Origin of the sequence: Lentzea sp. NPDC102401 (assembly GCF_044765805.1) — a bacterium.
Taxonomy (GTDB): domain Bacteria; phylum Actinomycetota; class Actinomycetes; order Mycobacteriales; family Pseudonocardiaceae; genus Lentzea; species Lentzea sokolovensis.
This window is the reverse complement of record NZ_JBIWKS010000008.1, coordinates 279,202-290,499: the sequence shown is the minus strand read 5'-3', so window position 1 is coordinate 290,499 and position 11,298 is coordinate 279,202. Positions and strand designations below refer to the sequence as shown.

The window sequence follows — 11,298 nt, the reverse complement described above, 5'->3', positions numbered from 1 at the left end:
CGGTCCGTGCGGCGGTCAACATCGCCAACGGCGAGGGGTCTACCGACGGCAAGAAGGGCGCCATCACGCCAAGTGGAATCTCCGACATCGCCGCTGTCGCACGCAACCGGACGTCGCACCCGACCTCGACCAACAGCCGTGTCTTGCCCACGCCGGCAGGACCAGCCACGATCAGCCCCGCACCACGCACCGCACGGCGGACCGCGGCGAGTTCGGCGTCCCTCCCCACGAACGGCCACCCCACCCCGTCAGGCCAGGTGATCGGCGCCGCCAAGATGGGTGATCGCCTACTCATGCCTCTGACCAGCGCGAACACCACGATGACGGCATGAGCTTCTTCACCGATCCGACCCCGTACTTCGACGAGTGGCGCGAGCGGGGGCCCGCGTTGATCGAGACCCCGGACGGCCAGAGGTCGTGGATGATCAGCCGGTACGACGACGTCGTGCAGGCGCTCGGGCACCCGTGCCTCAGCAGCGCCATCATCCCCGGCGGCATGCTGAACCACACCGACCCGCCGGAGCACACCCGGTTGCGCAAGCCCATCGCGCGCGCGTTCTCCACACGGCGGATGGAAGCGCTACGGCCACGCATCGAGGAGATCGCCAACGAGCTGCTCGACGCGTGGCAGGACGCGGAGGAGGTGGACGTCATCGAGACGTTCGCCTATCCGCTGCCGATCACTGTCATATGTGAACTCCTAGGTGTGCCCGAAGAGGACAGAGCCGAGGTCCGGAAGCTGACCGCGGAGCTGCTCGCACCGGCGACCATGGCCGAGGCGTACGGCAGGTTCGCCGCCTACGCGCAGGACCTCGTGCACACCAAAGAGCCCGGTGACGACGTCATCACCGAGCTCCGCGACGAACCGAACCTCGTGAACACCCTTGTGTTGCTCATCACAGCAGGTCATGAGACGACCTCGCAGCTCATCGGCAGCGGCCTGCTCGCCCTGCTGCGCGATTCCGCCCTGAGGCGGTCGCTGGTCGACGATCCGATGCTGACTCCGGAGGCCGTCGAGGAGTTCCTGCGCCACGACGGTCCGTTCGCTCTGGGTCTGAGTCGTGTCGCCACTGCCGACGTGGTGATCGGAGGGGTCACGATTCCGAGATCTTCGCAGGTCACCGTCTCACTTGGGGCGGCGAACCGGGATCCGTCCCGGTACTCCGATCCGGGCGTGCTGCAGCTGGGTCGAAACCCACACGTCGGGTTCGGTCATGGGATCCACTACTGCGTGGGGGCGCGGCTGGCGCGTATCGAGGGCGAGATCGCGTTCGGAACGCTCCTTCGACGATTCCCGGAACTCGTGCTCGCCGCTGAGCCCGAGTGGCGGGAGTCATTCATCCGAGGCTTGGGATCATTTCGCGTGCGACCGAAGCCCTGACAGCGGCACGAGCCGCCACCAGGTCGTCGACCGCGTAAATCTCGGGGCAGGACGCGATGACCAGGTCCTTGTCCGACGCGACGGTCAGCAAAGAAGCTTTCTCGGTCAACGACTTGGCTTGCCGCACAACTCCCTTGGCATCAACGCGGATCAACGTGACCCACGTCTCTGACCAGGGAAAGTCGGCGACGGCGCTGGATTTACGCAGGCCTTCCACATCGAACTCGGCAAATCTGGGCATGACACCAAGATAACGAGTCGAGGTAGCGGAAAGGCAAAGATCACCCTTTCACCGCAATGCAGCCAGCAGATGGGACAGGTTGACACCAACGGCGTCGGCCAACCGGCGCACTACTTCCGGAGCGGGTGCCAACGGGTGTGTCTCGCGGGTGAACGGGAGACCTTCACCGCCGGAAAACTTCGATTGCGGCGTAACGGGCGCGAGGATCGGGTAGACGCGCCAGCGCGGCACCTTCGAGTCCGCCATGGCGAGAGTGTTCTCGTGCCACAACATCACGGCCGATGACCGAATGTTGCGCGCGAGGACGCAGCCATGGCCCGTGAGCGTGATCGCGCGCGCAGCGGCCCGCACGGCGTTGCGGAACTCGCCCTCCACAACCCACACGCCGTTCATGAACTCCGCGGTGAAGCCCTCGGTCTCCAGCACGGCGATCGTCTCGGCGTGCTGGTCGTCCGCCGCGGCCGTGGCCAGTTCGACGACCTCCCGCACCTCCGACTCCGTCACGACGCGCGCACCTGCCTCTGTGGAGGCGTGCAGGAGCCGTTCGACGTGACGGTCCTCCGCGTAGGCCGCCCACTCCTGGGCCTTCTCCCACGCCGACCGTGCGATGACGTCGGCCTCGGAACCTCCGCGCAGCCGTGCGTCCTGCAGCAGCTGTGCGAGCACCACGGCGATGACAGAGCTCAACAGGGCGTCGTCACGTTGCTCGTCGTCCTCGGGCACGAGAGAGACGACCAGGTCGCGCAGATCGGCACGCCAGCTCTCGTCGCCCGCCCACACGCCGATGGCGAGCAGGTTCAGGTAGTGGTCCGCGAGGGCCATCCGCACGAGCAACGGCTGAGTGCCCGCTTCTCGTGCGTCGCGGCGCGCGGTCACCTTCATCTGCTGCAGTTCCGCGGGATCCACCACGCTCACGCGGATCTTGTCGAGTTCGTCGAGGAAGTCGTCCCACCGGTCGTCCGAGAACCGGGCGAAGACGTCGTCCACCTGTTACCTCCAGCTCAGAGTCGAGCGACGGACTCGAGTACTCGTCTGGTGCGCGCCACCTCGTGCGCGCGAAAGACCGCGGCGCCCGCCAACGCCGCGATCACGGTCGCGACGAGGGTTCCCTCGACGCGCTCGTGCAGTTCCACGCCGAGGGTCTCCCCGACGAAGTCCTTGTTGGACAACGCCATCAGCACCGGCCACCCGGTCGCCACCAGCTCGTCCGTGTGCCGCACCAGCGCGAGGCTGTGCCATGTGTTCTTGCCGAAGTCGTGTGTGGGGTCGATCAGCACGCTCTTGCGAGGCACACCGAGCGCGACCACCCTCTCCGCGCGCGTCGTCGTCTCCGCGATGACATCCGCTACGAGGTTCGGATAACTAACCCTATGCGGACGCGTACGGGGCCGCGCACCGCCCGTGTGCGAGCAGACGTAGCCGGCGCCGTACTCCGCGGCGACCTCGGCCAGCTGCGGGTCCGCGCCCGCCCACGTGTCGTTGAGCAGGTCGGCACCGGCCTCGCAGACGAGCCGGCCGACGTCGGCGCGCCAGGTGTCGCTGCTGATGATCAGATCCGGGTAGGCGTCACGCACGCGAGCGATGAACGGCACGACGCGGCGGACCTCCTCGCCGGAGTCGACCAGATCGCCGGGGCCCGCCTTCACACCGCCGATGTCCACGATGTCCGCGCCCTCGTCCACGACGCGGTGCACGGCCTCCATGGCCACGTCCTCGGCGTAGGTGGCGCCCTTGTCGTAGAACGAGTCCGGCGTGCGGTTGATGATCGCCATCACCAGCGCGTGGTCGCGGACGACGGTCCGGCCGCGGAACTGGAGCTCGATCACATCCCGTGTCTACCAGGTGGTCCCCGACCTTGGCACATGGCGGACGTCTCATACTGCATGGCGTGGAACTGGTGAAAGCGGTCGACGCGCTCTGGCAGCGCGGCTGGCTGCCGTACGACCTTCGCGAGATCGTGTCGCGTTCGCTCGACGAGTCGGCCTCGTCCCTCGTGGTGGACGTGATCGCTTTGTCCTGTTCGCCGCATGCGCCGGCGACGGTGCATCCGCGGTGGCAGCGCCAGCTGGACGAGATCGGCGCCTCGGTGTGGTGGGAGGGGCCGCTGATCGAGGCGTGGGCGACGCGTCACATCGAGACGCTGTCGTATGCGAACCGCACGGCCGCCGAGCTGTTGAAGTTCCTCGGCCGGTTGCCTTCGTTGCCGCACATCCTGCCGTTGCCTGGCGACGTGTTGATGTCCGCCGTGCGCGCGGGGCTGGACCCGAAGGTGCTCAACCGGGTGCGCGGCCTGCTGGCGAAGGCCGAGTCGACGGCGTTCCCCGAGGAGGCGGAGGCGCTGTCGGCCAAGGCGCAGGAGCTGATGAACCGGCACGCGCTGGAGCGGGCGATGCTCGACGCGGACCTGCCGGCGGAGGCGACGTCGCGGCGGATGTGGCTGGACAAGAGCTACTTCAAGGAGAAGTCGCAGCTCGTGCACGTGGTCGCGGAGGCGTTCCGGTCGCGGGCGGTGGCCTACGACGGGTTCGGGTTCATCGCTCTCGTGGGTGACGAGGTGGACCTGGAGAGCGTGGAGCTCCTGTCGACGTCTCTGCTCGTGCAGGCGACACGGGCGATGGTGGCCATCGGCGGACCGGCGGGGAAGGGCAGCGAGGCGCGCTCACGGCCGTTCCGGAAGGCGTTCCTGGTGGCGTACGCGTCGCGGATCGGGGAGCGGCTGGAGGCCATGGCGGCTGCGCCGGTCTCCCCGGACGACCCGATCGTCTCGGACGAGCGGCTGCTGCCGGTGCTCGCGGACCGCAAGCAGGCCGTGGACACGTTGTTCGAGCAGATGTTCACGCGTACGCGCACCTCGCGCGTGACGGTGCGGTCAGCTGCGGGTTGGGGTGCCGGACGTGCGGCCGCGGACCGCGCCGACATCGGTACCGGGCGAAGCGCCGTGACGTCGGGCTAGGCGTGGCCCCCCACCCCTTCGAGTGAACTCCCCCCGTCCCAAGGCCTCTCCGGCGGCTCACCCCGGAAAAAGAGTCAGACCCCCTCCCTAACGTCGACCCCATGACATCCACCTTCCACAACGAGATCAAGCTCGGCGAGGTCAACTACCGGCTGAGCGCGACGACCGACTCCGACGAATCGATGGTGCTCGACCTGCTCGGCTCGCTCGACTCGGGCGAGGTGGTCGCGGACGGCCGCCTCCGGCTGCCGGTCGAGGGCGGCACCACGATCGGCAAGCTCCTCGCCCGCATCCTGGGCGCCCACACGCGCCTGCGCGGCAAGCCGTCCCGCCACGCGAACGCCAATCAGCCCTGGACCGAATCCCTCGACACCGAACTGCGCACCACCTGGCTCACCCCGAGCGACCTCCTCTCCCCCGCCCTGATCAGGTCCCTGGCCGACGACATGCAGCGCTCCCCCACGGCCATCCGCGCCCGCCTGGCGAGGGTGGGCTGCGATCCGGACGTCCCCGGCCGTGAACTCTCCGCGACAGCCGCCGTGCTGCTAGGGGGAAAGTCAGGGGCCACTCAGGGAAAGACCTGATTCGCGAAACCCGCGCCCGGCGGATTCTGGAGTAGCAGGCACCAGAGTCTCAGGGGGTAACAGTGGAAATCGGCGGCTTGTTCACCGCGCTGCTCTTCGGAGCCATCATCGGTGGTCTCGGCCGCCTGGTGATCCCAGGCAGGCAACACGTCTCGCTGCTCGCGACCATCCTCGTAGGCATCGTCGCCGCCCTGCTGGGCACCGCGGCAGCCACGGTCCTCGGTGTCGCGAACACCCCGGGAATCGACTGGATCGAGCTGGCCCTGCAGGTAGGCCTCGCCGGTGCCGGCGTGACCATGCTGGCCAACCGCTCCAGGCAGAAACTCCACCGCTGACCCTCCGGGCAAGGGCGGCCCCACGGCCGCCCACCCACCCGTCCGCCAAGACCCGAGCCGCCACGCCCTCCGCGCGCCCACACGCCACCGCGCCCGGACCGCACGGCGCCCAACGGGTCCACGGCCGGCCAGTCCACCCGCCGTACAACCATCGCCCGCTCCGGAAGACCTCGCCGCGATCGGCGGGCCATTCCAGCGACTGTTCGGTGCCGTGGACAACGACGGTCTGGACGACGCTCCCGGCGAGCAGGGGTTCCTGCGTCTCCGGGCGTCACGATGTGACATGGCCGAACGTCGCACTGCCGTCCTCGATGGCACCCGGATCCACCGAACCCGCAACCCAGGCGACAGCCAGCATCACGCAAGATCCACACGGCCTTCAAAGCCAGGCTGCACAACGAAAACAGCTGGACCGACCAGTTCACCTGGAAGTCGATCAGCAAGCTTCTCTAGTCCGCGGGTCCCAGCGACAGGTAGGCAGGACGCAACAGATCGGCCAGCGACGACCTGCCCACCGTGATCGGCACGCCGTCGAGCTGGTCGAGCACCGCGTCCGTGCGCACCGCCGCGGTCGGGTCGCCGAGGTTGATGCTCGTGGCGGTCTGCTTCTGCCAGAACGTGTCCAGACACCTCGTCAGCGGCGGAGCCTCCTCGCGCACGACAACGGAACGCGCGGTTCCACGGAGCGCGCGGAGTCGGTCGAGCAGTTCCTCACGGCCGCGGCCTCGCCAAGCGAGGATCTCGAACGGGTCCTTGTCGAACGACTCGGCCAGCAGGTAGCAGGTGGCGGCGAGGTGCTTGCACGGCACCTCCCAGTCCGGGCAGCTGCAGTCCATCGTCAGCTCGCGCTGCGTCGCGGGGAAGAGCCGCAACCCCAGGGAGGCGAACAACGACTCGATGTCACTCGGCATCTCGCCGGCCAGCAACTTGGCCGCGTACAGGGCTTTTCCGGCCAGAGCGTGCTCGATGCGCTGCCATTCCTGGCCGGTGAACGACTTGATCGCGATCCGCGTCTTGTAGGGCGTGGGACGCGAGCCCTGCACCAGCGCGACGACCATGCTCGTGGACAGCGACAACGACAGAACCTGGCCCTGCCGCGCGTAGTTGCGGCCGCGGGTCAGCCTGCCGCCCATGCCGAACGACTCCAGCACCTCGATGAACCGCCGTGACCACCAGGTGGCGCCGATGTCACCGCGCTTGCTCGTCGCCTTGATGCCGTTGTCCACCTTGATGGTCTTGCCGTAACGGGGGCGTTCGCCCGACCAGTGCTCACTCACCGATGGCCTCCCCGGACAGCGTCAACAGGTCCCGCAGCTGCGCGGTGGACAGGTCGGTGAGCCAGTTCTCGCCGGCGCCGACCACCAGCTGGGCCAGGGCGCGCTTCTCCTCGATCATGGCGTCGATGCGTTCCTCCAGCGTGCCGATGCAGACGAACTTGCGCACCTGCACGTTGCGGCGCTGGCCGATCCGGAACGCGCGGTCGGTCGCCTGGTCCTCGACCGCCGGGTTCCACCAGCGGTCCAGGTGGATCACGTGGTTGGCGGCGGTGAGGTTGAGGCCGGTGCCGCCTGCCTTGAGCGACAACAGGAACAGCGACGGGCCGTTCTTGTCCTGGAAGCGCTCGACCATGCGGTCGCGGGAGGCCTTGTTCGTGCCGCCGTGCAGGAACATCACCTCGGTGTCGAAGCGCGCGGCCAGGTAGGGCACGAGCATGCTGCCGAACTCGGTGAACTGCGTGAAGCACAACGCCTTGTCGCCCTCGGCGAGCACTTCCTCCAGCACCTCCTCCAGGCGCGCGAGCTTGCCGGAGCGGCCGGCGACGCGGGAGCCGTCGCCGAGGAAGTGGGCCGGGTGGTTGCAGACCTGCTTGAGCTTCGACATGGTCGCGAGCACCAGTCCCTTGCGGCCGATGCCCTCCGCTTCCTCGATCTTCTCCAGCATGTCGTTGACGACGGCCTGGTAGAGCGAGGCCTGCTCGGTGGTGAGGTTGCACAGCTGGCGCATCTCGACCTTGTCGGGCAGGTCGCTGATGATGCGCGGGTCGGTCTTCACGCGGCGCAGCACGAACGGATTCGTGATCTTGCGCAGGCGGGCGGCGGCGCCCTGGTCGTTGTGGCGCTCCACCGGGACGGCGAAGCGGGCACGGAACGTGTTGATCGTGCCCAGCACGCCGGGGTTGGCGAAGTCCATGATCGACCAGAGCTCGGCCAGGCGGTTCTCGACGGGCGTGCCGGTCAGCGCGACGCGGTGGCGCGCCTTGATCTGGCGCACTGCCTGGGACTGGCGGGTCGCGCTGTTCTTGATGTTCTGCGCCTCGTCGAGCACCACGCGGTCGAAGGCGAGGTCGCTCAGCGCGTCGGCGTCGCGGGCGGCCAGCGCGTAGGTCGTGAGGATGAGGTCGCTGCTCTCCACGGCTTCTCGCAGCGCGTCGCCGCCCAGGCGGTCCGCGCCGTGGTGCACGTGCACCGAGAGTTCCGGGGTGAACCGCGCCGCCTCGCGTTGCCAGTTGCCGACGACCGACATCGGGCAGATCAGCAACGTGGGCGGCCTCTTGCCGTGGCTGCGGTTCAACGCTTCCAGTGCCAGCAGCTGAACCGTCTTGCCCAGGCCCATGTCGTCGGCGAGACACGCGCCCAGGCCGATCTTGTCGAGGAACGCGAGCCAGGCCAGACCGCGTTGCTGGTACGGGCGCAGCTGCGCGAGGAAGTTCTCCGGCGGCTCAACGGGTTCGATCTGTTCGTCGGCCTTGCCGGACAGCAGGTCGCCGAGCCAGCCGTCGGCCTCGACGGACATCAACGGCAGCGGCAGGCTCTCGTCCTCCTCGGTGAGTCCACTGTGGAGCATCACTTCGGCCGCGGTCATCTGACCGCCACCGCGCTTGAGGAACGCGAGTCCCGCGGCGAGCCGTTTCTGGTCGACCTGCACCCACTGGCCGCGCACCTTGACCAGCGGCACCTTCGCCCTGGCCAGTTCGGCGAGCTCGGCGTCGGTCAGCGTGTCCTCGCCGAGGGCGAGCTCCCACTTGTAGTCCACAATGGACTTCAGGCCGATCTCGCTCTCCTTCGCGACGGTTCCGGCCGTGCCGCGGCTCTTCGCGGTGAGCTTCAGGCCGAGCTTCGTCGTCTGCTGCCACCACGACGGCAGCAGCACGCCGAACCCGGCCTGCGCCAGCACGGGCGCCGCCGTCAGGAACCGGTACGCGCCTTCCGCGTCAACTTCCATCTCGGCCGGATGCGAGCCGCGCAACGCCTCGTCCAGTTCGGGATGCAGCTTGCTCGCGCGGCCGAGATCGGCCAGCAGATGTTCCTGCGGTGCCGGGATCCAGCGTCGCAGCACGCCGTCGTCGGCGAACCACACCTGGTGCGCGGGCACGAGAACGCTCGGCTCGTCGACGGCCTGCAGCAGGAACTCGACGGCCCACTCGTCGTCCTCGCGCTGCTCGGGCGAGCGCAGCCGGAAGCACGTGCGCACCGGGCTCTCGTTGCCCGCGCTGTCCCGCCAGCGGTCCAGTTGCTCGCGCAGTTCGTAGAGCTCGACCGGGTCGGCGTCGAACGCGGGTTCGCCGGTGAGCGCGGCGAGCCACGACTCCGCCGTCGTCACGCGGCCGCGTCGTGCCGGGGCGAGCGCCGTTCCGTTCAACCGGCTCCGCACCTGCTCGTCGACCGCGGTCGTGAGGGCCGCGCGCACCAGTTCCGCCGGGTCGCTGACGATCTCCTCGCACCGGCAGGCGGGCGGCATCGCGGCCTGCAGCGCCGCTAACCGCGCCGAGTCCGTTCCCGACAGCACCGGCACCCACCGCGCGACAGCCCGCTCCGGCGCGACCGAGGGCAGCACGCGGCCGCGGTCGACCAGGTCGGCGGCGAACCCGGCCACATCGAACACGAACCGCGCGGAGTCGCTCAGCCGCATCTCGCCACCGAGCTCCGGGGCGCCGTCGAGGCGAATCGTGGGGACGCCCCACTGCCGCAACTGGACCTTGCCGCGCGGCGCCCGTCCCGCCGTCAGCGGGTCGCGGACCAGCTCGGGCGAGGCCATCGGACCCGACGAGAAGGACGGCAACAGCAACGCTCGCGTGGTTGTTTTGAACGGTTCCTGCCCGAGCGCGGCGGCCAGCGACTCGGCCGTCGCCGCGAACGGGTGCGGTGCGTCCCGTCGCGTGCTCTCACTGCGTGCGGGCAGCCCGGAGTCTTCGGCCCACAGCGCGAGGACGCCGTCGGTCGTGCACAGGCCATGCAGTACGAGCACGTCCGAACCCTATGTGCTCACATTGGCGCCATGGTCGAAGACTCCCCTGTCGTGCTGGACGGTCAGTCCCTCAGCGCCGATGACGTGGTGCGCGTCGCGCGGTACCACTCCCCGGTGGCTCTGCACGCTGATGGCGTCGCACGCCTCGAAGCGTCGTGGGGCGCGAGCCAGCGGCTCGTGGTGCGACGACAGGTCTACGGCCGCACGACCGGTGTCGGCGCGAACCGCGACCAGATCGTCAGCACGGAAGGCTGGGCCGAGCACGGCCTGCGCCTGTTGCGCAGCCACGCGGGCGGACTCGGCGGCATGCTCCCCGAGGAACAGGTGCGCGCCATGATGGTCGTGCGCCTCAACCAACTCCTCGCGGGCGGCGCCGGCGTGCGCAGAGCCGTGGCCGACGCGCTCCTCGCCGCCCTGAACAGCAGCTGTTACCCCGGCGTGCACGAGTACGGCGCCATCGGCACCGGCGACCTCACCGCCCTGGCCGAAACGGGCCTGACCCTGCTCGGCGAGCGCTACTGGCTCGGCTCCACGCAGACCCCGGACCCGATCGAACTCGACTCGGGCGACGCGCTGGCGTTGATCAGCAGCAACGCCCTCACCATCGGCATGGCGGGCCTGGCCTGGCAGGACGCGCACCAACTGCTGAAAGCCACGCACGTGGTAGCCGCACTCTCGTTCCTGGCCGTGGACGGAGCCGCCGAGGCCTACGACGAACGCGTCCACCTGGGCCGCCCACACCCAGGTCAAGTCGCCGTGGCCGCCGAAATGCGCCGCCTGATCGGCGAACCCCCACGCCCGGCCGCACGCATCCAGGACCCGTTCGGCTACCGCTGCTTCCCGCAGATCCACGGCCCGGCCGTCGACGCCGCCACCGACCTGGCCCGCGTCCTCGACGTCGAGTTCAACGCCGCCGCCGAGAACCCGCTGATCGTCTCCGACCACTTCGGCCCGGAGGACGACGCCGCCTACCACCACGGCGCCTTCCACAGCGCGTACCTGGGCCAGGCGCTGGACCGCCTCCGGCTGTCGATGCTGCACACCGGCCACATCTCGACCGCCCGCCTCGCGACGCTGGTGGAACCGAGCTTCACCGGCCTGCGCCCGTTCCTGGCGGAGGGCGTGCCCGGCAGCTCGGGCGTGATGATCCTCGAATACAGCGCCAACTCGGCACTGGCCGAGGTCCGCACCCTCGCCGAACCCGCGACCATCGGCAACGCCGTCGTGTCGCGCGGCCAGGAGGAGAACTCGAGCTTCGCCTTCCAGTCCGCGTCCCAGGCCCTGCGCTCCCTGACCGCGTTCCGCCTGGTCCTGGCCTGCGAGGTAGTAGCCGCCGTCCGCGCCCTGCGGCTGCGCGGCATCACCCCGCGAACCCAGTCGCTGCGGTCCGCCTTCGAGACGGCCGAGTCGAAGCTCAACCCGGACATGTCCGACCGCCAGCTAAGCCCGGACGTAGAGGTGGCCTCGGCACTGCTGGACGACTTCGCCGCCTGCTGAACTCGGCCTTGATCTCCACCAAGCTTGAGCTTTTACGGTGGAACGCGACCAGGTTGATCGAG

The 11,298-nt window shown here is 69.1% G+C and carries 10 protein-coding genes; 5 read left to right on the top strand and 5 right to left on the bottom strand.

What is annotated here, in order from left to right:
- Positions 1 to 328 precede the first annotated feature (328 nt).
- Positions 329 to 1,381, top strand: a complete 1,053-nt coding sequence (locus ACIRG5_RS27810; protein ID WP_402909634.1) for a cytochrome P450 — start codon at positions 329 to 331, stop codon at positions 1,379 to 1,381.
- Here the strand turns inward: ACIRG5_RS27810 and ACIRG5_RS27805 are convergent.
- The 3 genes from ACIRG5_RS27805 to folP are packed head-to-tail and all read right to left on the bottom strand — an operon-like array spanning position 1,338 to position 3,448.
- Entirely contained in the window at positions 1,338 to 1,622 is a 285-nt protein-coding gene (locus tag ACIRG5_RS27805; protein ID WP_093598851.1) for a hypothetical protein, read from the bottom strand. The genes ACIRG5_RS27810 and ACIRG5_RS27805 overlap by 44 nt on opposite strands.
- Positions 1,623 to 1,670: 48 nt before the next feature.
- A complete protein-coding gene (locus tag ACIRG5_RS27800) occupies positions 1,671 to 2,609 on the bottom strand; it encodes a hypothetical protein (RefSeq protein WP_402909631.1) in 939 nt (312 codons plus the stop codon).
- Positions 2,610 to 2,623: 14 nt separating this feature from the next.
- Positions 2,624 to 3,448, bottom strand: coding sequence for a dihydropteroate synthase (folP, locus tag ACIRG5_RS27795; RefSeq protein ID WP_402909628.1), 825 nt, complete (start codon positions 3,446 to 3,448; stop codon positions 2,624 to 2,626).
- Between the two features lie 62 nt (positions 3,449 to 3,510).
- Here folP and ACIRG5_RS27790 point away from each other — a divergent pair, with 62 nt between their 5' ends.
- The 3 genes from ACIRG5_RS27790 (at position 3,511) to ACIRG5_RS27780 (ending at position 5,494) form a co-directional block, all read left to right on the top strand.
- A complete protein-coding gene (locus ACIRG5_RS27790; RefSeq protein WP_402909626.1) occupies positions 3,511 to 4,575 on the top strand; it encodes a DUF2786 domain-containing protein in 1,065 nt (354 codons plus the stop codon).
- Positions 4,576 to 4,676: 101 nt separating this feature from the next.
- Positions 4,677 to 5,159, top strand: coding sequence for a hypothetical protein (locus ACIRG5_RS27785; protein WP_402909623.1), 483 nt, complete (start codon positions 4,677 to 4,679; stop codon positions 5,157 to 5,159).
- 62 nt (positions 5,160 to 5,221) lie between these two features.
- Positions 5,222 to 5,494 (top strand): GlsB/YeaQ/YmgE family stress response membrane protein, encoded by a 273-nt coding sequence (locus tag ACIRG5_RS27780; RefSeq protein WP_402909620.1) that lies wholly within the window; start codon positions 5,222 to 5,224, stop codon positions 5,492 to 5,494.
- 449 nt (positions 5,495 to 5,943) lie between these two features.
- Here the strand turns inward: ACIRG5_RS27780 and ACIRG5_RS27775 are convergent, their stop codons facing one another.
- Positions 5,944 to 6,771: an SWIM zinc finger family protein gene (locus ACIRG5_RS27775; RefSeq protein WP_402909618.1), complete on the bottom strand. Its 828-nt coding sequence runs from the start codon at positions 6,769 to 6,771 to the stop codon at positions 5,944 to 5,946.
- Complete coding sequence (locus ACIRG5_RS27770) at positions 6,764 to 9,739, bottom strand: DEAD/DEAH box helicase (protein ID WP_402909615.1); 2,976 nt, start codon at positions 9,737 to 9,739, stop codon at positions 6,764 to 6,766. The genes ACIRG5_RS27775 and ACIRG5_RS27770 overlap by 8 nt, the downstream gene beginning before the upstream one ends.
- A 30-nt stretch (positions 9,740 to 9,769) precedes the next feature.
- On the opposite strand from ACIRG5_RS27770, the gene ACIRG5_RS27765 reads away from it, so the two are divergent.
- Positions 9,770 to 11,236, top strand: a complete 1,467-nt coding sequence (locus tag ACIRG5_RS27765) for an aromatic amino acid ammonia-lyase (RefSeq protein ID WP_402909613.1) — start codon at positions 9,770 to 9,772, stop codon at positions 11,234 to 11,236.
- Positions 11,237 to 11,298 lie beyond the last annotated feature (62 nt).